The following is a 22,273-nucleotide window of genomic DNA, read 5'->3' as shown; positions in this document are numbered from 1 at the left end:
GCTCCGGCCGCCGGTTGCGCCCTCGTCGGGGACGGGCGCGTCGGTGGGTGGTTTCTGAGGGGTTGTCACCCTTTACGGCCTACCACACCTGACGCGCCTCACACCCGTTCAGCAGCTGGTGTCGGGCTCCCCTTCCGTCACGTGGTACGGAGCGCGGCCGTCGAGGAGCAGCGCGACGAGCGCCCGCGCGGACTGCCGCAGCGGCACATAGGCTCCGCTGCCCGACTTCCGGACGGTGATGCCGTGCAGATCCAACTCGTCCTTGAACTCGGCGTACTGGGCCTGGGTGAGGCGGTAGCCGCAGGGCGGGTCCTGGATCGTGTCGGCGGGTTCGGCGGGGTCGTTGTCGGCGCCGCCGACGTAGATCGGCCCGGTGTCCCGGAACCCGGCGGCGCGGGCCGCCGAGGTCGCGGCCTCGATCCGGCCGAGCCGCTCCCCGGTGAACGAGAACAGGCCGCCGAGCGCCGCCAGTTGGGAGTCGCGGCGGCGCCGGTTGTTCAGCGCCTCGTCGGCCTCCTCGGCCGGGGTGCCGGGGTCGACACGGCTCTCGATGAGCAGGCCGAGCGCGTGCTTGACGCCGGACATGTTGCGCAGGATGCGCTCCTGCCCGTCGCCCGCGGTCTGCTTGATCGGGTCACCGGTGACCGGGTCGGTCCAGATGCCGTACGTGCCCGTGGAGTAGCCGGAGCCGTTCGCGGCCGGGCGGACGTAGCCCTCGGACAGGGTCTCGGCCTCGTCGTGGACCTTGGCGTCGGTGTTGAGGTTGCGCGGCCAGAGGTCGAAGAGGTCCTTGTCGTAGTACTGCGGGGTGGCCCCGTACTCGTGCAGGTCGTAGATGACGTCGGGCTTCCGGTCGCGGACGACGGCCGCCATCGCCCGCGCCTCGGCCGTCTGGAGGGCGAGGTGGTCGCGGTTGACGTCGATGCCGTCGGAGTTGCCGCGGGTGTCGGCGGCCCGGCCGTCGGGGTTGGCGGTGGGCACGACCAGCAGGGTCGTGCGGGACAGGAACCGCTGGGTCGCCCTGTCCTTGGCGTACGCGAGGTCGCGGATCTCGGTGAGGCACGCCTCGCGCCCGGACGGCTCGTTGCCGTGCTGGCTGCAGATCAGCAGCACCGTGTTCGCGGTGCGGTGTGCTCCGATCCGGACGAGCTGGACGGGGCGGTTCTGCTTCGTCGTGCCGATGGTCGACACGGCGACGCGGTCGGAGGCCTTGTCGACGGCCGCGAGGAGCCGCTGCTCCTCGGGCTGGCTGGTCCAGCGGGCGCCGTTCGTCTGCTCGAAGCCGGTGCGCGGGACGGTCGAGGTCGCCTGGGCGGGGGCCGTCGCCACCAGGGGCGCGGCGATCGCCGCCGCGGCGGTGGCCAGGGCGATCGTGCGAAGACGCGGGGTCATCGGGTGCTGCCTCCCGGGACGGGGCGGTCCTGGCGGAACGGGCTCACGCCGTCGGCCCCGGTCGAGCGGGGGGCGGCGGAGTGAGCGCCGGCGGTGGCCGCGGCGAAGGCGCCGGCTCCGCCGACGACGGGCACGCGGGCCGCGGAGCGGGACAGGTCGAGCGTCAGGGTCGGCTTCGTCGACGGCGGGTCGATGAGGTCCTTGTCGGTGCCCGCGACGATCAGGGCGAGCCGGTGGCCCTTGGGTACGACGTGGTCGGCGGCCGCCAGCGAGATCGTCAGCGTGTAGGGCTTGCCGGGGGTCAGCGGGCGGCCCTTGTCCGGGTTCGCGTACGTGCCGAGGTCGGCCCAGCCGCGGCTGAACACCGTCGCGTCGACGTCGGTGGTCGCGGTCCGCGTGTTCTTGAAGCAGGAGCTGTCACCGGCGGTGCCGGGGCCCCAGCAGCTGCGGTCGGTGAGCGTCGTGATGCCTTCGCCCGCGCCCGAGTAGTCGCGGATCGTGGCGGGTCCGAGGTCGACGAGGACGGCGCTCAGGTGGGCGGTGGCGGTCGTCGGGGTCGCGGTGACCGTGACCTTCGAGGAGCCGGACAGCCGCAGGTCCTTGCCGAGCGGGCGGCTGATGAAGCCGGCCTTGCCGGGCGTCCCGGTGTCGATCTGGGCGGCCCAGTCGGTCTCGCTCAGCGCCGGGTCGTCGGTGAACGTCTCGGTGCCGGAGCCCTTCTTGAGGCCGAGCGTGCCGACGCCGGCCCGGTCGCCCTGGCCCGGGCGCAGCGCGGTGGTGGCGGTGGTGCGCGGCGGCCAGACCTTGTCGGTCGTCCAGTGGTCGGGGGTGCGCTCGATGTCGGCCATCGGCTCGCGGTCGATGCCGTTGTCGTAGCCGAGGAGTTCGTGGTCGAACCAGCGGTGCAGGGTGTCGACCCAGGCGCCGCGGCGGTAGTCGAACGGGTCGACGTGCCCGGTCTGCGAGAGCCAGATCTTGCGGTCGACGCCGTTCTTGGCGAGCGCCTCCCACCACTGGCCGAAGTGCTTGGCGCGGACGTTCAGGTCCTGCATGCCGTGGACGACGAAGACGCTGGCGCGGACCTTGCCGGCGTCCTTGACGTAGTCGCGGTCCTCCCAGAGGCCGGTGACGTCACCGCTGCGGGGCGCCTCGTCGACCAGTTGCTGCTGGACGGCGGCGCAGCGGGCGCGGGCCTCGGGGCTCTCCACGTAGTCGGACAGCCACTCGGGGCCCGAGTCGTAGAGCGGGGCGCCCTGCTGGAAGTAGTAGTCGTACCAGGAGGAGATCCCGCCGATCGGGACGATCGTCTCCAGGCCCTCGACGCCGGTGGCGGCGACTCCGTTGGCGATCGTGCCGTCGTAGCTCTTGCCGATCATGCCGGTGCGGCCGTTGGTCCAGCTCGCCTCGGCGCGTTCGGTGCCGGTGCGGGTGGTGTAGCCCTTGGCGCGTCCGTTCAGCCAGTCGACGACGGCCTTGCCCGACTGGATGTCGGAGCGGCCGCCGACGTCGACGCAGCCGTCGGAGCGGTTGGTGCCCGCGAGGTCGACGCCGACGAAGGCGTAGCCGCGGGGCACGAAGTAGTTGTCGTAGTAGAGCGGCATCTGGACGACGTTCCCGGCGGCGTCGTACGTCTTCAGCTGGCTCTCGTTGCCGCGCCCGCAGCAGGAGTAGTACGGGCTGGCGTCCATGATCACCGGGATCTTGCGGCCCTGCGCGGCGGGTTCGCGGGGGCGGACGATGTCGACGGCGACCCGGTCGGTCTTCCCGTCGTCGTCCCCGTCGATCCGGGTGTCGACCCAGACGGACTCGCGGATCGCGTTCTCGTAGGAGTAGACGGGCTGCGACTCGGAGGGGGTGGCCGCGTGGACGGCGGCGCCGGGTACGACGAGAACGGCCAGCAGGGCGGCGGTGGCCGTCGCTGCGAACGTTCTCCAGAGGCGGTGGGTGCGTCTGGCAGGTATCGGCATGGCGCGGAAGGTACACGGGTCAACTCCCGCGCGACAGAGGGCCGTAGCGAGGAACGACAGGCCCGTGGGGCGGAAAGGCACATGTCGGCCGAATGGCGATCGTGTGACAGCTGCGGCCATGGACATGACCGGGGCGTGCGGTGCTGAATAGGCTCGCGGACGAGATCAGTCACCGTCCTGTTCCGACGACTTGGAGTTTCCGTGTACCGCAGATTCATCGCCCCCGGCGCACTCGCGGCCTCCCTCGTGCTGGCGATCCCGGCATCGGCGGCCGACTTCCAGCCTGGGGCCTCGGGCATCGGCGATCCCTACTACCCGACGTACGGGAACGGCGGCTACGACGTCTCCCACTACGACCTGCGGCTGACGTACCAGCCGAAGACGGACCTGCTGGAGGGCACGGCGACGATCCTCGCCTCCTCCACGCAGGACCTCTCGCGCTTCGACCTCGACTTCGGGCTCACCGCGAGCGAGGTCAGGGTGAACGGCAGGAAGGCGGCGTTCGCCAGGTCCGGGGTGCAGGAGCTGGAGGTGACGCCCGCCGCCGGGCTGCCCAAGGGCACGCCCTTCACGGTCGTGGTGAAGTACGCGGGCAAGCCGTCCGAGGTGAAGCTGTGGGGCTTCACGTCCCCGCAGCGCACCCCGGACGGCGCCGTGTTCGCCAACGAGCCGGAGTCGGCGGCCTGGTGGTTCCCGTCGAACGACCACCCGCGCGACAAGGCCACGTACGACGTGTCGGTCGCGGTGCCGGACGGCACCCAGGCGATCTCCAACGGGACGCTCCAGTCGCAGAGTTCGAAGCTGGGCTGGACCCGCTTCAACTGGCGCTCCAGCAAGCCGCAGGCCACGTACCTGGCGACCCTCGCGGTCGGCAAGTTCGACATCACCACCGACAGGACCGCGGACGGTCTGCCCGTCATCAACGCGTACAGCAAGGACCTCGGCGCGAACGAGGGCGCGGCGAAGGCCAGCGTCGAGCGCACCACCGAGGTCGCGGAGTGGCTGGAGTCGGTCTACGGGCCCTACCCCTTCGACGCGCTCGGCGGGTACGTGCCGAACGTGCCGTCGTCGTTCGCCCTGGAGACGCAGACGCGGCCGTTCTACTCGCCGAAGCAGTTCGCCAACGGGTCGAACGTGTCGGTCGTCGTCCACGAGCTCGCCCACCAGTGGTACGGCGACAGCGTCTCCGTCGACGACTGGAAGGACATCTGGATCAACGAGGGCTTCGCCCGCTACAGCCAGTGGCTCTGGTCCGAGAAGGAGGGCGAGGGCACCGCGCAGGAGCTCGCGGACTACGTGTACGCGCAGCACCCGGCGGACGACGCGTTCTGGACGGTGAAGCCGGGTGACCCCGGGGCGGAGAACCAGTTCGACATCGCCGTGTACGACCGGGGGGCGCTGGCCATCCAGGCGCTGCGCAACGCGGTCGGCGACAAGAAGTTCTTCGCGATCCTGAAGGGGTGGCCGCAGCAGCACGCGTACGGCAACGCGAAGGTCTCCGACTTCGTGGGGTACGCGGAGAAGGTGTCCGGCAAGCGGTTGGGCGGGCTGTTCGACACGTGGCTGTACCAGCCGGTGCGGCCCGAGGCGCCTGCGCTCCGCTCGGCCGGGGTTCCGGAGCGGCCCGCGTCGTGGCGGAAGATCGCCGCGACGAACGGGGTGCACGGGGAGCACTGATGCGTCTGCCGCGTTCGGTGGGGTGGTGTCCGCGGGTGCGTGGGGGCTGGTCGCGCAGTTCCCCGCGCCCCTGAAAGGCGCACTCCGTGCGCCTCCAGGAGGCCGCAGGCCTCCAGGGGCGCGGGGAACTGCGCGAGGAGCCCCACCGGCCCGCAGAGGCCGACGCGCCGGTCAGGGCAGACGCTCGGCCGCTCGTGCGCGACGGGCGAGCGGGAGGTAGCGGAGGCGTTCGGGGAGGTGCGGCACCACGCCCCGGACGACCGCCGCGAACAGGCGCAGGCGGCGTTCCTGACCCGGTGTCCACCGGAGGTCGAGCGCCGCGCGGGCCTCCGGCGGGAGCAGACCGGTCGACAGGAAGCTCAGGGCGCGGCTCAGTACCGGTCGTACGACGGGCCACACCAGGCGCACGGCGAGCCGGTCGGACGGCGGTGGGATCGGCCGGTCCCTGGCGGTCAGTTCGTCGACGACCGGGTTCCGGCCGATCTCCTGCGCCAGGACCTTGCGGTAGTAGGGCCAGAACTCGGCCGTCGTCCGCGGCATGTCCCGGTCGTGGATGCCGAGGATCCGGCCGACCATCAGCCACTCCGCGTAGAACCGCTCGTCCTCCTCGGCGGTGAAGGGGCGGGCGAAGTAGCGGCGGGCGTAGCGGGCGACGGGATAGCCGGTGGCGTGCACCCACGCGTAGTACGCGGGGGTGAGCGCGTGGTAGCGGCGGCCGTGCGGGTCCGTGCCCCGGATCGTGCGGTGGACGCGGCGCAGCCGGCGGCCCTCCTCGGCCGCGGCCTCTCCTCCGTAGACCCAGAGCAGGACGGAGGTCAGGGAGCGCTCGCCCCTGCCCCACGGGTCCGTGCGGAACACCGAGTGGTCGTCGACGCCCGCGCCGACCGCGGGGTGGGCGACCTGGAGGACGAACGCGGCGGGCAGCGCCAGCAGGGAGCGGACGTCGCCCGCCGTGTCCCAGAGGATGCCGCCCGGCGGGGGCGGTGGCGGGTCCGGGTCGTGCTCTCTCATGCCGCTTCCCGTGGTACGCGTGGGCCTGCTGGTGCCTGAGGCCCAGTATGCGACGCGGGTGCGGCCGGCAGCGACCCGAGGGACCGGGTGCCTAGTACGTGCCCCCGTAGCGCTGCGCCAGGTCGGAGGCGAGCTCGGCCACGCAGGTGCACAAGTCCGTCACCGCCGCCGCGTGTTGGGGGTCTGCGGGGGTGGGGTGGGTCGGCACGACCGGTGTCCGCAACGGCACGGGCGGGGATGGTTCGGGGACCGGCCCGGCCGTCCTCCCACCGCTTCGGGGCCGCCACCGCACGGAGGTGACGAGGGCCGTCGCCGCCATGGCCGCGAACACGGCCAGTTGACCCGTCTTGAGGTGCACGTCCCACGGAACCAGCGCCATGCCTGTGTCCTACCCGCGCGGCACGCGCCTCAACTCACCGTCCCGGCAGCGCCCTTCGGACGATCGGCTGCCACGGTACGTCCGGTTCCGCGAGGACGCACGGGTCACCGCGGCACGCACCGCCGGGTCCGCTCAGTCCCCGTGGTCGTACACGGTCACCGATATTCCCCGGGCCACGAGCCGCTCGGTGACGAGCGGCTCCACCCGCGGCCACTTCCCGCCGGCGAGCCCGCACCCGATGCGCGGCATGTGGACGGAGGCGCCCAGTTCGGCGGCTTTCGCCGCCACCGTCGTCAGGCCTGCGGCGATCGCCTCGTACCGGACGGGGACGCCCTTGCTGCCCGTCCGGATGCCGCGCTGGCCGACCAGGTTCGCCACCCACAGGTACGACTCGACCTGGACGAACTGGACGGCGCCGAGCCCGAAGTCGTTCGTGGCGCGCTCCCGGTGCCAGCGGCGGTAGGCCTTCTCCGGCTCGGGCCAGCGGCGCGACAGGGCGAGCACGAAGCCCTTGCCCCAGCCCCCGATGTCGTTGCAGACGTGGACGATGAGGCGCGGGCCCTTGCCCGACGGAACGGTGGCGTCACCCCGGACGTACGTGATCTCCGACATGACGCCACCGTAGGGGCCGCCACTGACAACGGCCCCGTGGCGGAGGGCCCGGCACTACTGCCCGTCGGCCACCTTCGTCAGCTCGTCCGTGGCCTGGCGCTCCACCCTGCGGCGGACGCCGAACCAGCCGAGGACGAGCATCGCCGCGACGAGCGGGATCAGGTACAGCGTCTTGCGGCCGACGTCGGGGTCCTTCCACATCAGGGCGAGGACGGCGAGGAGGAAGGCGATCGTGACGTACTCGGTGACGCCGCTGCCGGGGAGCTTGAAGTCCGGGCGCCGGACGAGGCCTTCCTTCGCCCGCCTGACGAACGCCAGGTGGCAGATCATGATGATGATCCAGGTGCTGATGATGCCGAGGGACGCCACGTTCAGGACGATCTCGAAGGCCTGGCTCGGGACGAGGCTGTTGAGCACGACGCCCAGGACGCCGACGCCCGCGGTGAGCAGGATGCCGCCGTAGGGGACCTGGCTGCGGTTCATCCGCGCGGTGAACCTGGGCGCGGAGCCCGCCATCGCCATGGAGCGCAGGATGCGGCCGGTGGAGTAGAGGCCGGAGTTGAGCGACGACATGGCCGCCGTGAGGACCACCAGGTTCATCACGTCACCGGCCGCCGGGACGCCGATCTTGGAGAGGACCGTCACGAAGGGGCTCTCGTCGGCGGAGTACACCGCGCCGGGCAGCAGCAGGGCGAGCAGGACGACCGAGCCGACGTAGAAGAGGCCCACGCGCCACATGATGGAGTTCACGGCGCGCGGCACGACCTTGTGCGGCTCGGCGGTCTCGCCGGCGGCGACGCCGACCAGTTCCAGGGACGCGTACGCGAAGACGACGCCCTGCATCACGATGACGACGGGCATCATGCCGTGCGGCAGGAAGCCGCCGTTGTCCGTGATGACGCTCAGGCCGGGGGTCTGGCCGCCGACGTCGTGCTGGGTCACCAGCAGGAAGATGCCGATGAACATGAAGGCCACCAGCGCGGCGACCTTGATGATCGCGAACCAGAACTCCATCTCGCCGAAGATCTTCACCGAGATCATGTTGACGACGAGGACCACCGCGAGGGCGATCAGCGCGAGCACCCACTGCGGGATGCTCGTGAAGAAGCTCCAGTAGTGCGTGTAGAGCGCGATGGCGGTGATGTCGGCGATGCCGGTCGTCGACCAGTTGAGGAAGTACATCCAGCCGGCGACGTAGGCGCCCTTCTCGCCGAGGAACTCCCGCGCGTACGACACGAACGAGCCGGACGACGGGCGGTAGAGCACCATCTCGCCGAGGGCCCGTACGACGAAGAAGGCGAAGATTCCGCAGACGAGGTACGCGACGGCGAGCGCGGGGCCCGCCGAGTGGAGGCGGCCGCCGGCGCCCAGGAAGAGTCCGGTGCCGATCGCGCCACCGATCGCGATCATGTTGACGTGGCGGGCCTTGAGGTCCTTGCTGTAACCGGCGTCGCCCGCGTCGGCGGGCGCCTGGGACGCATCCGTGCGGGATGCGTCCGGAGCCGTGTTGACGGCGTCCTTGCTCACGTGGGGGTGTCCACTCTGTGGTGCCCGGCGACGTGGGGGTCACCGGGGTCCGGATGTGCAGTGGCCCGCGACACCCCTGACAGCGCGCGGACCGACGGTGCACCTTCCCCCAGAGATCACCGGACACGCGGTGGCGGAGATCACATAGCGGCGCTTCTCACATGGCGGGATATCTCCGGAAACCTCTGTACAGGCCACCGAGTTAGGCGTATAGGGAGTCGAGCTCCGCCGCGTACCGTTCTCTGACCACGCGGCGGCGCAGTTTGAGCGAGGGGGTCAACTCCCCGGTCTCGGGGCCCCATTCGCCGGTCAGGACCCGGTAGCGCTTGATCTGTTCGGTGCGGTTGAGGCGGGCGTTGGCGCTCTCGACGGCGCGGGCGATCTCTTCCCGTACGGCGGGGTGGTCGGCGAGTGCGATGTCCCCGGCGGTGTCGATGCCGTGCGCGCGGGCCCAGGCGGGCGCGGTGTCCGGGTCGAGGACGAGCAGGGCCACCAGGTAGGAGCGGCCGTCTCCGTGGGCGAAGGCCTGGCCGACGAGGGGGTGCTCCTTGAGGGCGTTCTCGACGAGGGCGGGCGAGACGTTCTTGCCCGTCGACGTGACGATCATTTCCTTCTTGCGGTCGGTGAGCCAGAGGTAGCCGTCCTCGTCGAGCCGGCCGATGTCGCCGGTCGCGAACCAGCCGTCCGCGTCGCAGGCCGGGTCCACTCCCCCGTCGGCCCGCAGATAGCCGTCGAAGACGGTGGCGCCGCGCACGAGGATCTCGCCGTCGGCGGCGATCTTGACCTCGACCCCGGCCAGCGGGCGGCCGACCGAGCCGAGCCGGAACGCTCCCGGATGGTTCGTCGTGGCGACCCCGGTGGTCTCGGTGAGCCCCCACGCGTCCATGATCGCGATGCCGAATCCGGCCCAGAACCGTACGACGTCGAGCGGCATGGGAGCGGACGCGCTCGCGGTCCACACCAGCCGCTCGAAGCCGGCGAGGGCCAGGATCGGGTCGAGGACCTCCTGCTTCGCCCTGGTGTACGCCGCTTCGAGCTCGGGGTCCGGCCGCTCGCCGCGCTCCTGGCGGGCCACCCGTGCGCGGGCCACCTCGGCGGCGTCCTCGACGGCCCGGCGCTGCTCGTCGGGCAGCCCGGACAGGGCCGCCTGCAAAGCCGCGGCCAGCTTCTCCCACACGCGCGGGACGCCGAAGAACTGCGCGGGGTGCAGTTCCCGCGCACTCGCCGCGACCACCCCGGGGTCGGCACAGAGGTGGACGTGCGAGGCGCGGAACACCGACAGGTAGATGCCGAGCATGCGCTCGGCGATGTGGGCGAAGGGGAGGTAGCAGAGGTGCTCGACGTGGTCGGGCAGGTCCACGACGGCGTCCAGGGCGACGGCGTTGAGCAGGACGTTGCGGTGCGTGATGCGCACGCCCTTGGGGTCGCCGGTGGTGCCCGAGGTGTAGACGACCGTCAGGGGGTCGTCGGCCGATGTCTCCCGCCACGTCTTCTCGAAGGCGTCCGGGTCGAACAGGCGGGCGCCCGAGGCGTGCAGGGAGCCGTACGTGCGGTGCGGGCCCGCCGCGGCCGCCTCGACGACGACCAGCCGGTCGAGCGGCACGTCCGGGTCCGCCGCCAGGGGCTCCCAGAGGGCGACCTCGCGGGCGCCCTCGACGACGGCGAAGCGGGCTCTGCTGTGCCGGGCGATGTGGGCGATCTGCTCGGGGGCGGCCGTGCCGTACACGGTGACGGGGACGGCGCCGAGGTGGGTGAGGGCAAGGTCGGTGAGCCAGTGCTCGGGCCGGTTGCCGAGCATCATCAGGACGTGCTCGCCGCGCCGGACGCCGAGGGCCGCGTACCCGGCGGCGAGGACGCCGACCGTGCGGCGCACCTCGCGCCAGGTCCGGGTGGTCCACGGGCCGCCGAGCTCACCCTCCCCGGTCCGCCAGGACAGCGCAGGCAGGTCCGGATGGTCCTCGGCATTGCGCAGCAGCAGAGCGGGGAGGGTGAGCTCGGCGGGCTCGCCGGGGAGTCGCAGGATCGTGGTCATGACCGCCTCCTGTCGCCGTGGGCTGCGCCGGAGACTTTCACAGCATCGGTGTGTCAGCAATACTGTTGAACCCGATTGGTACGAGGACGCGAGCGACCGGCGAGGCGGAGATGACGACGTACACCGAGAACGCCGGGGCGGCGTCGGCCCCCGCGCTGACCGTCGACGAGCTGGCGGCCCGCGCGGGCGTCACCGTCCGCACCATCCGCTTCTACAGCACGCGGGGGCTGCTGCCGCCGCCGGTCATCGGACCGCGCCGGGTCGGTCACTACGGGCAGGAGCACCTGTCGCGCCTCGCGCTGATCGAGGAGCTGCAGCACCAGGGCATGACCCTGGCGGCGATCGAGCGGTATCTGGAGCAGCTCCCGGCGGGCCTGGGCGCGCACGAACTGGCCATCCACCGTGCCGTGGTGGCGAGCTGGGCCCCGGACACGGTCGAGCGGCTCACCCTGCGGGAGCTGGAGCAGCGGGCCGGGCGGCCCCTCGCCGACGGGGACGTGGCGCGGCTGGCGGCGATGGACGTCGTCGCCCGGGACGGCGACGTGTACCGCTGCGACGTGGGGTTGCTGCGGCTCGGCGTCCAACTCCTCGACGTCCCCATGTCGTTGGAGTCGATCCTCGCGGCGCGCGGAGTGCTGGTCGAGCACTCCCGGGCCGCCGCGCAGGAGCTGGCCCGGCTGTTCCAGGGAGAGGTGTCGCAGCGGGCGACGCAGGAGGTGAAGTCGCTGTCCGCGCACATGCATCCGCTGGTGGTGCAGGCGCTGCTCACCTCCTTCCAGCGGTCGCTGAAGGAGGCGCTCAGCGACTGGCTCCCGGGTCCTGACGGCTCCTGAGCGGCCGCGGCCGGTGGCCGGGGCGGGCTACTGGCCCACCCGGCCGTCCACGCACTCGCGCAGCAGGTCGGCGTGGCCGCAGTGCCGGGCGTACTCCTCGACGCGGTGGACGAGCAGTTCACGGACCGCGATGCCGTCCTTGCCGAGGCGCTCGCCGAGATCGGGGTGGGCGTCCAGCGCGGCGTCGGTCGCGGCCTGTTCGCGCGCCAGGTCGGCGTACGCGGCGTCGACCACGGCCGGGTCGGCGACGGCTCCGTCGAAGTCGCCGTCCCGGCGGCCGTACAGCTTCGGCAGCGGATCGGCGTCGTCGATCCAGTTGCGGTAGTCCCGCTCCACCTCGGCGAGGTGCCGGACGAGGCCGAGCAGCGACATCGTCGAGGGCGGGACCGAGCGGCGGGCCAGCTGCTCCGGGTCCAGGCCGTCGCACTTCATGCGCAGCGTCAGGCGGTAGTCCCGCAGGACCTCCCGCAGGGTGGGGAGTTCGCCGTCGGGGCCCGGGCCCTCGTTGTTGCGGGGATCGTCGGAGGGGTCCGCCCACATGTCGGGGTAGACGGTCGCCTGGGTCCAGCGCGCGGGTAGGTCGGTCATGACCCCATCGTGACGGGCCGGTCCCCGGTGCCGCCACCGAGTTGTGGCGGCGCCGGGGACCGGGACCGGGTCAGCGGGCGTCGGTGAACGTCTCGCCCTTCTCCGCCTTCTCGACGAGGAGCGCGGGCGGCAGGAACCGGTCGCCGTAGCGCTCGGCCAGCTCGCGGGCGCGGGCGACGAATCCGGGCAGGCCGCCCTCGTAGCCGTTGACGTACTGGAGGACGCCGCCGGTCCAGCCGGGGAACCCGATCCCGAAGATGGAGCCGATGTTGGCGTCGGCGACGGACGTCAGGACGCCCTCCTCCAGGAGCCGGACCGTGTCGAGGGCCTCGGAGAAGAGCATGCGCTCCTGCATGTCCTTGAACGGGATCTCCGTGCCGGGCTTGGTGAAGTGCTCGCGCAGGCCCGGCCAGAGCCCGGCGCGCTTGCCGTCCTCGCCGTACTCGTAGAAGCCCGCGCCGCCGCTGCGGCCGGGGCGCCCGAACTCGTCGACCATGCGGTCGATGACGCCCTCGGCGGGGTGCGCCGTCCAGGTGCCGCCCGCCTCGACGATCGCGGCCTTCGTCTCGTTGCGGATCTTGCGGGGCAGGGTCAGGGTCAGCTCGTCCATCAGGGAGAGGACCTTCGCCGGGTAGCCGGCCTGGCCCGCGGCCTGCTCGACCGACGCGGGCTCGATGCCCTCGCCGACCATCGCGACGCCCTCGTTGATGAAGTGCCCGATGACGCGGGAGGTGAAGAAGCCGCGCGAGTCGTTGACGACGATCGGCGTCTTGTTGATCTGGCGGACCAGGTCGAAGGCGCGGGCCAGCGCCTCGTCTCCGGTGCGCTCGCCCTTGATGATCTCGACGAGCGGCATCTTGTCGACCGGCGAGAAGAAGTGCAGTCCGATGAAGTCGGCCTGCCGCTCGACGCCTTCGGCGAGGACGGTGATCGGCAGCGTGGAGGTGTTGGAGCACAGCAGCGCGTCGGGCTCGACGATGTCCTGGATCTCCTGGAACACCTTGTGCTTGAGCGACGGGTCCTCGAAGACGGCCTCGATGACGGCGTCGCAGCCCGCGACGCCCTGCGGGTCGGCGGTGGCCGTGATGCGGGCGAGCAGCGCGTCCGCCTTCTCCTGGGTGGTGCGGCCGCGCTTCACCGCCTTCTCGCACAGCTTCTCCGAGTAGGCCTTGCCCTTGACCGCGGCCTCGGCGGAGACGTCCTTGAGGACGACGTCGATGCCCGCGCGGGCGCAGGAGTAGGCGATGCCGGCGCCCATCATGCCGGCGCCGAGGACGGCGACCTTGCGGACCTTGCGGGGCTCGATGCCCTGGGGGCGGTTGGCGCCGGAGTTGACCGCCTGGAGGTCGAAGAAGAACGCCTGGATCATGTTCTTCGCGGTCTGGCCGGTGACCAGCTCGGTGAAGTAGCGGGCCTCGATGGTCAGCGCGGTCTCGAAGTCGACCTGGGAGCCCTCGACGGCGGCCGCGAGGATGTTGCGCGGGGCCGGGTAGGGGGCGCCGTTCAGCTGCTTCTTCAGGTTGGCCGGGAAGGCGGGCAGGTTCGCCGCGAACTTCGGGTTGGCCGGGGTGCCGCCCGGGATGCGGTAGCCGGGCTTGTCCCAGGGCTGCTGCGACTCGGGGTTGGCGTCGATGAAGGCCTTCGCCTTCTCGATCATCTCCTCGCGGGTGGCGGCCACTTCGTGCACCAGGCCGTTCTCCAGGGCGCGCTTGGGGGCGTACTGGGTGCCCTGGAGCAGCACCTTGAGGAGCGCGTCGGCGATGCCCATGAGGCGGACGGTGCGGGTGACGCCGCCGCCGGCCGGGAGCAGGCCGAGCGTGACCTCGGGGAGGCCGATCTTGGAGCCGGGGGCGTCCAGGGCGATCCGGTGGTGGCTGGCGAGGGCGATCTCGTAGCCGCCGCCGAGCGCGGCGCCGTTGATGGCGGCGACGACCGGCTTGCCGAGGGTCTCGATGCGGCGCAGCGAGTTCTTGATGCCGATGCCGGTCTCGAAGACGGCCTGGGCGTCCTCGGGGCCCGCCTTCATCATGTCCTTGAGGTCGCCGCCCGCGAAGAAGGTCTTCTTGGCGGAGGTGTAGATGATGCCGCGGATCGAGTCGCGCTCGGCCTCGGCGCGGTCGGCGATCGCGGCGATGGAGTCCTTGAACGCCTGGTTCATGGTGTTCGCGGACTGGTTGGGGTCGTCCAGGACGAGGGTGACGATGCCGGTGTCGTCCTGTTCCCAGCGGATGGTCGTGCTCTGCGTCATGGTGCGGTCTCCGTGAAGTCTGTGGCGGTTGGGGTGGGCGGCTGTCGGGGTGGGCGGCTGGGTCCGGTGGCCGTCCGCGGGTCGTGGTGGGTTGCTCGCGCAGTTCCCCGCGCCCCTGGAGGTGCGCACTGCGTGCGCCACCTCCATCAGGGGAAAGCGCGGCGGAGCCGCTGCTTTCAGGGGCGCGGGGAACTGCGCGACCAGCCACGACGGGAGCCGCGGTCGGCGACGAACGGACGCCCGCGGCGCCTAGCCGGTGACCCGTTCCACGATCGTGGCGATGCCCATGCCTCCGCCGACGCACAGCGTGGCCAGCCCGTACCGGAGGTCCCTGCGCTCGAGTTCGTCGACGAGCGTGCCCAGGATCATCGCCCCGGTCGCGCCCAGCGGGTGACCGAGGGCGATCGCGCCGCCGTTGACGTTGACCTTGTCCAGGGACAGGCCCATGTCCTTGACGAAGCGGAGCACGACCGCCGCGAACGCCTCGTTGATCTCGACGAGGTCGATGTCGTCGATGGTCAGGCCCGCCTTGGCGAGGGCCTTGCGGGTGGCGGGCGCGGGCCCGGTGAGCATGATGGTCGGCTCGGAGCCGGAGACGGCCACGGAGACGACGCGGGCGCGCGGCGTGAGGTCGTAGCGCTCGCCGACCTCGCGCGAGCCGATGGCGACGAGCGAGGCGCCGTCGACGATGCCCGACGAGTTGCCCGCGTGGTGCACGTGGTCGATCTTCTCGACCCAGTGGTACTTCTGCAGCGCGACCGCGTCGAAGCCGCCGAGGTCGCCGATGTCCTTGAAGGACGGCTTCAGCTTGGCGAGGGAGTCCGCGGTGGTGCCCGGCCGCAGGAACTCGTCGTGGTCCAGGACGGTCAGGCCGCTGCGGTCCTTGACGGGGACGACGGACCGCTCGAACCGGCCGTCCTTCACCGCGGCGGCGGCCCGCTCCTGGGACAGCGCCGCGTACTCGTCGACGTCGCGCCGCGAGAAGCCCTCGATGGTGGCGATGAGGTCGGCGCCGATGCCCTGCGGCACGAAGCCGGTGTCGAAGTTGGTCATCGGGTCGGCGAACCAGGCACCGCCGTCGGACGCCATCGGCACCCGCGACATCGACTCGACGCCACCGGCGAGGACGAGGTCCTCCCAGCCCGAACGGACCTTCATCGCGGCCAGGTTGACGGCTTCCAGACCCGACGCACAGAAGCGGTTCTCCTGGACGCCGGCCACGGTGTCGGGCAGGCCCGCGGCGATGGCGGCGATGCGGGCGATGTCGGAGCCCTGGTCGCCGACCGGGCCGACGACGCCGAGCACGATGTCGTCGATGGCGGCCGGGTCGAGGCCGGGGAAGCGGGCCTGGATCTCGTGGATCAGGCCGACGACGAGGTCGATCGGCTTGGTGCCGTGCAGGGAGCCGGTGGCCTTGCCCCGGCCGCGCGGGGTGCGGATCGCGTCGTAGACGTACGCGTCTGTGGTCACGGAAGTGCCTTTCAAAGCAGCGGAACAGGGGTGGGGTCAGCCGAGCAGCGAGCGTCCGATGATCTCCTTCATGATCTCGGTCGTGCCGCCGTAGATGGTCTGGATGCGTCCGTCGGTGAAGGCCTTCGCGACGCGGTACTCCGTCATGTAGCCGTATCCGCCGTGCAGTTGGAGGCAGCGGTCGGCGACCCGCTTCTGCAGTTCGGTGGCCCACCACTTGGCCATCGAGGCGTGCACGGCGTCGAGCGTCCCGGCGGAGTGGTCCTCGATGCAGCGGTCCAGGAACGTCCGGGTGACGGCGCACTCGGTGGCCATCTCGGCGATCTCGAACCGGATGTGCTGCAGCTTGGCGAGCGGCCGCCCGAAGGCCTCGCGCTCCTTCACGTACGTCGTGGTGATCTCCAGCAGGTGCTCGGCGGCGGCGATGGCGGCGACGGCGATGCCCATGCGCTCCTGCGCGAGGTTCGTCATCAGGTGGATGAACGCGCCGTCGAGCTCGCCGAGCAGATTCTCCTTCGGGACGCGTACGTCGTGGAAGAACAATTCGGCCGTGTCCTGCGCCTTCTGGCCTATCTTGTCGAGGTTGCGGCCGCGCTCGAAGCCCTCCATGCCGCGCTCGACGACCAGCAGGGACAGGCCGCGGGCGCCGCCCTCCGCGGTGGTCTTGGCGACCACGACGACGAGGTCGGCGAGGATGCCGTTCGAGATGAACGTCTTGGACCCGTTGAGCAGCCAGTGGTCGCCCTTGTCCTCGGCCGAGGTGCGGATGCCCTGGAGGTCAGATCCGGCGCCGGGCTCGGTCATGGCGATCGCGGTGATCAGGGAGCCGTCGCAGAATCCGGGCAGCCAGCGCCGCTTCTGCTCGTCGGTGGCCAGGGAGGTGAGGTACGGGCCGATGATGTCGTTGTGCAGGCCGATCGCGAGTCCCGCCGCGCCGGCGCGGGTGAACTCCTCGGCGAGGACGGCGCTGTAGCGGAAGTCGGTGTCGCCGCCGCCTCCGTACTCCTCGGGAACGGCGAGCCCGAGCAGGCCCTGGCGTCCGGCGGCGAGCCACGCCTCGCGCGCGACGATGCCGTCCTGCTCCCACTGGTCGTAGTGCGGGGTCACCTCCTTGGCGAGGAAGGTGCGGACGGTCTCGCGGAACGCCTCGTGCTCGGCGCTGTACAGACGTCGCTCCATGCGCGCGATCAACTGCCTTTCGTGGTGGGCTCGTTCAGTTCCGGTACGGCCCAGTCGCGGGCCACGTCGGCGGTGTCGGCGCCGGGTCGTGCGGGGCCCGAGCGGACGGCTGTCGGGGTGCCGGAGAAGCGGGGTGCGGGGGCGGGCTGGGTGATGCCACCGTGGTCGACGAAGGTGCCGCGGGCGGCGAGGTGGGGGTGGGCGGGCGCCTCGCGCAGCGAGAGGACCGGGGCCACGCAGGCGTCCGATCCCTCGAAGACTGCCGTCCACTCGTCGCGCGTCCGGTCCTTGAAGCGGGCGGCGACGGCGTCCCGCAGCTCGCCCCAGCGGGCCAGGTCCTTGCGGGCGGGCGCGCTGTCCGCGAGGCCCATGAGCTCGATGAACTCGTCGTAGAACTGCTGCTCAAGGGCGCCGACCGCCATGTACTGGCCGTCGGCCGTCTCGTACGTGCCGTAGAACGGGCAGCCGCCGTCCAGCAGGTTGGCGCCGCGCCGGTCCTGCCAGCCGCCGGCCGCGAGCATGCCGTGGATCATCGCGGCGAGGTGCGAGGCGCCGTCGACGATGGCGGCGTCGACGACCTGTCCCGTGCCGGTGTCCCGGGCGTGGTGCAGGGCGGCGAGGATGCCGACGACGAGGTAGAGGGAGCCGCCCGCGTAGTCCCCGACGAGGTTCGCGGGGACGGTCGGCGGTTCGTCCGCCCTGCCGATCATGCCGAGGGTGCCGGTGAGCGCGATGTACCCGATGTCGTGACCGGCGCGCTGGGCGAGCGGGCCCTGCTGGCCCCAGCCGGTCATCCGCCCGTAGACGAGCTTCGGGTTGCGGGCGTGGCAGGTCTCGGGCCCGACGCCGAGCCGCTCGGCGACGCCCGGCCGGTAGCCCTCGATCAGCACGTCGGCGCGCTCGACGAGGCGCAGCACCCGCTCGGCCCCGTCCGCCGCCTTCAGGTCGACGATCACCGACCGCTTGTTCCGGTTGGTGATGTCGTACGCCGGGTCGATCGCGAGGCCCGCGCCGCCGGGCCGGTCGACGCGTACGACATCGGCGCCGAGGTCGGCGAGGAGCATCGCGGCGAACGGGCCGGGCCCGATCCCCGCCAGCTCCACCACGCGCACCCCGGCGAGGGGGCCGCCGGGCAGCCCGCCCTGTGCCTCCGTGCCTGGAACTGCCATCCCGCCACGCCCCCAAGTCTGTGACACAACCACTGTTACACCAGCGATGCTAAGAACACGTTCCAGTCGGCACAAGCCCCTGACGAGCAAGCGCTTAGCCAATTTTCCGGCCGGGGGTGACCGGAGCCCGGGCCCGGCGGGGCGGACCGGTCATGTCGACCGCGTCCCGTGGGGCCCTGCCGCCCCCGTCACCTCGTCACGCTAGCCTCGGCCACCGACAACGGCGCGGGAGCAGGGTGAGGGGTGTCATGAACGGGTCGGACAAGGCCGAGGACAGGCCGTACGACGTGGTGCTGTTCGGAGCGACGGGCTTCGTGGGAGTGCTCACCGCCGAGTACCTCGCGGCGCACGCCCCCGAAGGACTGCGCTGGGCCGTCGCGGGCCGGGACGTGGCGAAGCTGGAGCGGCTGCGCGAGCGGCTCACCGGCATCGACCCCGCGTGCGCGGTACTCCCGCTGGAGCGCGCGGACGTCGCCGACCGGGCCTCGCTGCGCGAACTGGCCTCCCGCGCGCGGGTGGTGGCGTCGACCGTGGGTCCGTACCTGGAGTACGGGGAGGGCCTGGTCGCGGCGTGCGCGGACGCGGGCACCGACTACCTGGACCTCACGGGCGAGCCGGAGTTCGTGGACCTCATGTACGTGCGGCACGACGCCCGCGCGCGCGAGACGGGTGCCCGGATCGTCCACGCCTGCGGCTTCGACTCGGTGCCGCACGACCTCGGCGCGTACTTCACGGTGCAGCAGCTGCCGGAAGGCGTGCCGCTACGGCTGGACGGGTTCGTCCGCACGAACGCCACGCTCTCGGGCGGCACCTTCGCCTCCGCCCTGAACCAGTTCGCGCGGGGCCGGCAGATGCTCGCCGCGCAGCGGGACCGGCGGCGCCACCAGCCGCGGCTGGTGGGGCGCACCGCGTACGCGCCGACGGGGGCGCCGCGGTTCGCGAAGGAGGTCGGGGCCTGGGCGCTGCCGCTGCCGACGATCGACCCGCAGGTGGTGCAGCGTTCGGCGCGGGCCCTGGAGCGGTACGGCCCCGACTTCCGCTACCGGCACTACGCGGCCGTGAAGTCGCTGCCGGTCGCGGTGGGCGGGGTCGCGGCGGTCGGCGCCCTGTTCGCCGCCGCCCAGGTGCCGCCCGCCCGGCGCTGGCTGGGCGGCCGGGTGCAGCCGGGCGACGGGCCCGACGAGGCCCGCCGGTCGAAGAGCTGGTTCTCGGTGCGGTTCGTCGGCGAGGGCGGCGGGCGCCGGGTGTTCACCGAGGTGTCCGGCGGCGACCCCGGGTACGGGGAGACCGCGAAGATGCTCGCCGAGTCCGCGATGTGCCTCGCCCAGGACCCGCTGCCGGTCACGTCGGGTCAGGTCACCACCGCGGTGGCGATGGGCGACGCGCTGACCGCGCGGCTGCGCGCCGCCGGGATCACGTTCCGGGTAGCGGCCGAGCGCTGACCGCCGCGAGCGCGTCCCGGCACAGGCGGTCGGCCCGCCGGGTCGTCTCCGGGACGCGGTAGCGCGGGGTCAGGGCGAGGGTGTGCGCGCACGCGTTGTCCAGCGAGACGCGGTGGCCGACGGAGACGTACACCGGCTTGACGCCCCTCTGGGTGCGCAGGGCGCGGCCGACCTCCTGCGCGCCGTCCCGCAGCGGGGCGGCGCTCGCCCGCTCGGACCCCAGCTCCCCGTGCGCGAAGGTGAACGGGTTCTTGGCGACGCCCATCGTGGGCAGTCCGGTGAGCACGCCCAGATGGCTGGCGAGGCCGAAGCGGCGCGGGTGGGCCAGGCCGTAGCCGTCGCAGACCACCAGGCCCGGGTCGGTGCGCAGCGCGTCGAGGGCGCCGAGCACCGCCGGGACCTCCCGGAACGCCAGCAGTCCCGGGACGTAGGGGAAGGCGACGCGCCCGACGGCCGTCGCCTCCTCCACGACGTCGAGCGTGGCCGCGTCCAGGACGACCGCGGCCGCGGCGACGACGTCGCGCTCGTCGTCGTAGGCGACGTCGATCCCGGTGACGGTCCCCGTGCCGGGCAGCGGCCCGGTCTCGTCCACCACGACCCGCCCGCGCAGCGCGTCCTGCACGGCGCGCGCCGCGGCCTCGTCCACCGGCCAGTCCTCGGGGATCCCCGTGATCGTCTGCATGCCTCCGACTCTAGACAGCGCGGACCGGCACTCCTCTATCATGTAAGGCATGAGCGAGCAGAGTGACCCTTACGTGATCGAGACCGGCGTCCCGTCCGTCGACGTCTACCGGCGGCTGCGCACGGACGCCGGACTCTCCGACAAGTCCCCCGAGGCGGCGGCGATCGCGCTGCCGAACACCTGGCACGGCGTCCTGCTCCGGCACCGCGGGGAGCTGGTCGGCATGGGCCGGATCATCGGCGACGGCGGCACGGCGTTCCAGGTCGTCGACATCTGCGTGCACCCCGGCCACCAGGGCCGGGGCCTCGGACGGCGGATCATGGCGGCGCTCACGGAGGAGCTGGAGCGGCGGGCGCCGGCGACGGCGTACGTCTCGCTGATCGCGGACGGCCCGGCGAAGCACCTCTACGCGAAGTTCGGCTTCGTCGAGACGTCCTCGTACGACTCGGTGGGCATGGCCCGGGTCATGAACGGCTAGCCGTTCTCCCACGACGTCGGGTCCCAGAGTCCCGAGCGGCGCAGCGACTGGGGGCAGTGGAGATAGATCTCGTCGATCTCCAGGAGGAGCGCGAGCTGCGGCGGCACGCCCTTGACCGCCATGTCCGCGAAGAACGGGGCGTCGGTGAGGATGCGCGCCCGGCCGTTGACGCGCAGCACGTCCTTGGCGCCGGGTATGAGGAAGAGCAGGCCCGCGCGCGGGTTGCGCAGGACGTTGTGGAGGCTGTCGCCGCGCCGGTTGCCGGGCCGGTCCGGCAGAGCGAGCGTGCCGGGGTCGAGGACGTGCGCGAAGCCGGGGCCGTCACCGCGCGGCGAGACGTCGCAGTCGCCCCGGTCGTCCGCGGTGGCGAGCAGGCAGAACGGCGAGCGGGCGATCAACGCGCGGTCCCCGTCGTCGAGCCGGTCGTGCACCTTGTCGATCACGATGGGGTGCGGCTCGCCGAGGATCTCGCGCAACTGCTCCGGCGAGCGCAGCTCCACGTAGCCGGCGTCCCGTTCCGGGGACGGGCGGGTGGCGAGGACTTCCGTGGCGCGCGACAAGCCGACTCCTGAGGTCGTGAGAGGTCGTAAGACGTCGTGAGAGGCCTTACGGGCTTCCGGCGGCGCCCGTGGGCCCCGCGCCGGAAGTGGTTGCTGCGCACACCTTATCTGCTCTTAGGTTAGCCTCACCTAACACCCTGGGTCGGTTGTGCGGCGCCCGCGATGGCCGCCCTAGACCCGGCTGCCCGCCGCCGTGTCGGACGACAGGCGCTGGGCCGCGTACACCGGGATCACCGAGAGCAGGACGAGGACGACCGCCACCACGTTGACGACGGGCGCCTGTTGCGGGCGCGCCATGTTGGAGAAGATCCAGACGGGCAGCGTCTGGACGCCGGGGCCCGCGGTGAACGTCGTCACCACGATCTCGTCGAAGGAGAGGGCGAACGCGAGCAGGCCGCCCGCCGCGAGCGCCGAGCGGGTCAGCGGGAACGTGATGTCGCGGAACGCGCGCAGCGGGCTCGCGCCCAGGTCCATGGCCGCCTCCTCGTACGAGCCGGGCAGCCGGTTCAGCCGGGCGGCGACGTTGTTGAAGACGACCACGACGCAGAACGTGGCGTGCCCGACGACGACGGTGAAGAGTCCGAGGCCGATGCCGAGCGGTTCGAGGACCGTGCGGAACGCCGTGTTGAGGGCGACGCCCGTGATGATGCCGGGCAGCGCGATGGGCAGCACCACCGCGAACGAGATCGCCTCGCGGCCGAAGAACCGGTACCGGGCGACCGCGAAGGCGATGAGGGTGCCGAGGACCAGGGCGATGGCGGTGGCGCCGAGGCCCGCCTTCACCGAGGTCCACAGCGCGTCCCTGGCGCCCGCGCTGTGCCAGGCGTCCCGCCACCAGCGCACGGTGAACCCGGCCGGCGGCCAGGACGAACTCCGGTCCGGATTGAGGGAATTGACGACGACGAGGAGCAGTGGGACGTAGAGGACGGTGAAGCCGAGCAGGGCGCCGACGCGGAGCGCGACGCGCGCGGGGCGGGACAGGTGCACCGCCGTCTCCCTTCGGAAGGCTTCGGAAGGCTTCGGAGGA

19 protein-coding genes are annotated in these 22,273 nt (G+C 72.1%); 4 read left to right on the top strand and 15 right to left on the bottom strand.

Features of this window, described 5'->3' with window-relative positions; translation table 11 throughout:
• Nucleotides 1-108 precede the first annotated feature (108 nt).
• Both RBJ77_RS05540 and RBJ77_RS05535 read right to left on the bottom strand, forming a co-directional pair.
• Nucleotides 109-1,392 (bottom strand): M14 family metallocarboxypeptidase, encoded by a 1,284-nt coding sequence (locus RBJ77_RS05540; protein ID WP_372343943.1) that lies wholly within the window; start codon nucleotides 1,390-1,392, stop codon nucleotides 109-111.
• The gene (locus RBJ77_RS05535) at nucleotides 1,389-3,359 is read right to left on the bottom strand and encodes a Xaa-Pro dipeptidyl-peptidase (RefSeq protein WP_372343942.1); all 1,971 of its coding nucleotides are present in this window, start codon (nucleotides 3,357-3,359) and stop codon (nucleotides 1,389-1,391) included. The genes RBJ77_RS05540 and RBJ77_RS05535 overlap by 4 nt, the downstream gene beginning before the upstream one ends.
• Before the next feature lie 201 nt (nucleotides 3,360-3,560).
• Between RBJ77_RS05535 and RBJ77_RS05530 the strand changes: the two genes are divergently transcribed.
• Nucleotides 3,561-5,036, top strand: coding sequence for a M1 family metallopeptidase (locus tag RBJ77_RS05530; RefSeq protein ID WP_372343941.1), 1,476 nt, complete (start codon nucleotides 3,561-3,563; stop codon nucleotides 5,034-5,036).
• A 171-nt stretch (nucleotides 5,037-5,207) separates the two neighbouring features.
• On the opposite strand, the gene RBJ77_RS05525 is transcribed toward RBJ77_RS05530, so the two are convergent.
• The 5 genes from RBJ77_RS05525 to RBJ77_RS05505 all read right to left on the bottom strand — a co-directional run bounded on the left by RBJ77_RS05525 (nucleotide 5,208) and on the right by RBJ77_RS05505 (nucleotide 10,597).
• On the bottom strand, nucleotides 5,208-6,047 hold the full coding sequence (locus RBJ77_RS05525; RefSeq protein WP_372343940.1) for an oxygenase MpaB family protein: 840 nt from the start codon (nucleotides 6,045-6,047) through the stop codon (nucleotides 5,208-5,210).
• A 91-nt stretch (nucleotides 6,048-6,138) separates the two neighbouring features.
• On the bottom strand, nucleotides 6,139-6,426 hold the full coding sequence (locus RBJ77_RS05520) for a hypothetical protein (protein ID WP_372343939.1): 288 nt from the start codon (nucleotides 6,424-6,426) through the stop codon (nucleotides 6,139-6,141).
• Nucleotides 6,427-6,558: 132 nt separating this feature from the next.
• Nucleotides 6,559-7,038: a macro domain-containing protein gene (locus RBJ77_RS05515; protein ID WP_372343938.1), complete on the bottom strand. Its 480-nt coding sequence runs from the start codon at nucleotides 7,036-7,038 to the stop codon at nucleotides 6,559-6,561.
• Nucleotides 7,039-7,092: 54 nt separating this feature from the next.
• Nucleotides 7,093-8,565: an amino acid permease gene (locus RBJ77_RS05510; RefSeq protein WP_372343937.1), complete on the bottom strand. Its 1,473-nt coding sequence runs from the start codon at nucleotides 8,563-8,565 to the stop codon at nucleotides 7,093-7,095.
• Between the two features lie 202 nt (nucleotides 8,566-8,767).
• A complete protein-coding gene (locus RBJ77_RS05505) occupies nucleotides 8,768-10,597 on the bottom strand; it encodes a long-chain fatty acid--CoA ligase (protein ID WP_372343936.1) in 1,830 nt (609 codons plus the stop codon).
• Nucleotides 10,598-10,707: 110 nt separating this feature from the next.
• On the opposite strand from RBJ77_RS05505, the gene RBJ77_RS05500 reads away from it, so the two are divergent.
• On the top strand, nucleotides 10,708-11,430 hold the full coding sequence (locus RBJ77_RS05500) for a MerR family transcriptional regulator (protein WP_372343935.1): 723 nt from the start codon (nucleotides 10,708-10,710) through the stop codon (nucleotides 11,428-11,430).
• 27 nt (nucleotides 11,431-11,457) lie between these two features.
• Here the strand turns inward: RBJ77_RS05500 and RBJ77_RS05495 are convergent, their stop codons facing one another.
• The 5 genes from RBJ77_RS05495 to RBJ77_RS05475 all read right to left on the bottom strand — a co-directional run bounded on the left by RBJ77_RS05495 (nucleotide 11,458) and on the right by RBJ77_RS05475 (nucleotide 18,084).
• The gene (locus tag RBJ77_RS05495) at nucleotides 11,458-12,018 is read right to left on the bottom strand and encodes a DinB family protein (RefSeq protein WP_372343934.1); all 561 of its coding nucleotides are present in this window, start codon (nucleotides 12,016-12,018) and stop codon (nucleotides 11,458-11,460) included.
• Nucleotides 12,019-12,088: 70 nt separating this feature from the next.
• Nucleotides 12,089-14,266, bottom strand: a complete 2,178-nt coding sequence (locus RBJ77_RS05490; RefSeq protein WP_372343933.1) for a 3-hydroxyacyl-CoA dehydrogenase NAD-binding domain-containing protein — start codon at nucleotides 14,264-14,266, stop codon at nucleotides 12,089-12,091.
• A gap of 249 nt (nucleotides 14,267-14,515) precedes the next feature.
• On the bottom strand, nucleotides 14,516-15,736 hold the full coding sequence (locus RBJ77_RS05485) for an acetyl-CoA C-acetyltransferase (RefSeq protein ID WP_372343932.1): 1,221 nt from the start codon (nucleotides 15,734-15,736) through the stop codon (nucleotides 14,516-14,518).
• Between the two features lie 36 nt (nucleotides 15,737-15,772).
• Nucleotides 15,773-16,915, bottom strand: a complete 1,143-nt coding sequence (locus RBJ77_RS05480) for an acyl-CoA dehydrogenase family protein (RefSeq protein ID WP_255981952.1) — start codon at nucleotides 16,913-16,915, stop codon at nucleotides 15,773-15,775.
• 8 nt (nucleotides 16,916-16,923) lie between these two features.
• Nucleotides 16,924-18,084, bottom strand: coding sequence for a CaiB/BaiF CoA transferase family protein (locus RBJ77_RS05475; protein ID WP_372343931.1), 1,161 nt, complete (start codon nucleotides 18,082-18,084; stop codon nucleotides 16,924-16,926).
• Between the two features lie 248 nt (nucleotides 18,085-18,332).
• On the opposite strand from RBJ77_RS05475, the gene RBJ77_RS05470 reads away from it, so the two are divergent.
• Nucleotides 18,333-19,526, top strand: coding sequence for a trans-acting enoyl reductase family protein (locus RBJ77_RS05470; RefSeq protein WP_372343930.1), 1,194 nt, complete (start codon nucleotides 18,333-18,335; stop codon nucleotides 19,524-19,526).
• On the opposite strand, the gene RBJ77_RS05465 is transcribed toward RBJ77_RS05470, so the two are convergent.
• Nucleotides 19,498-20,208, bottom strand: coding sequence for an endonuclease V (locus RBJ77_RS05465; RefSeq protein WP_372343929.1), 711 nt, complete (start codon nucleotides 20,206-20,208; stop codon nucleotides 19,498-19,500). The two genes, RBJ77_RS05470 and RBJ77_RS05465, sit on opposite strands and share 29 nt — an antisense overlap.
• Before the next feature lie 49 nt (nucleotides 20,209-20,257).
• Here RBJ77_RS05465 and RBJ77_RS05460 point away from each other — a divergent pair, with 49 nt between their 5' ends.
• The gene (locus RBJ77_RS05460) at nucleotides 20,258-20,686 is read left to right on the top strand and encodes a GNAT family N-acetyltransferase (RefSeq protein WP_372343928.1); all 429 of its coding nucleotides are present in this window, start codon (nucleotides 20,258-20,260) and stop codon (nucleotides 20,684-20,686) included.
• On the opposite strand, the gene RBJ77_RS05455 is transcribed toward RBJ77_RS05460, so the two are convergent.
• Both RBJ77_RS05455 and RBJ77_RS05450 read right to left on the bottom strand, forming a co-directional pair.
• Complete coding sequence (locus RBJ77_RS05455) at nucleotides 20,683-21,246, bottom strand: MSMEG_1061 family FMN-dependent PPOX-type flavoprotein (RefSeq protein WP_372343927.1); 564 nt, start codon at nucleotides 21,244-21,246, stop codon at nucleotides 20,683-20,685. The two genes, RBJ77_RS05460 and RBJ77_RS05455, sit on opposite strands and share 4 nt — an antisense overlap.
• A 171-nt stretch (nucleotides 21,247-21,417) precedes the next feature.
• Nucleotides 21,418-22,233 (bottom strand): ABC transporter permease, encoded by an 816-nt coding sequence (locus tag RBJ77_RS05450; RefSeq protein WP_372343926.1) that lies wholly within the window; start codon nucleotides 22,231-22,233, stop codon nucleotides 21,418-21,420.
• Between the last annotated feature and the right edge of the window lie 40 nt (nucleotides 22,234-22,273).

The sequence above is a fragment of the Streptomyces sp. KL116D genome (genome assembly GCF_030766975.1).
In the GTDB taxonomy this organism is placed as follows: domain Bacteria; phylum Actinomycetota; class Actinomycetes; order Streptomycetales; family Streptomycetaceae; genus Streptomyces; species Streptomyces longispororuber_A.
This window is presented reverse-complemented; position numbering and strand designations above follow the sequence as displayed.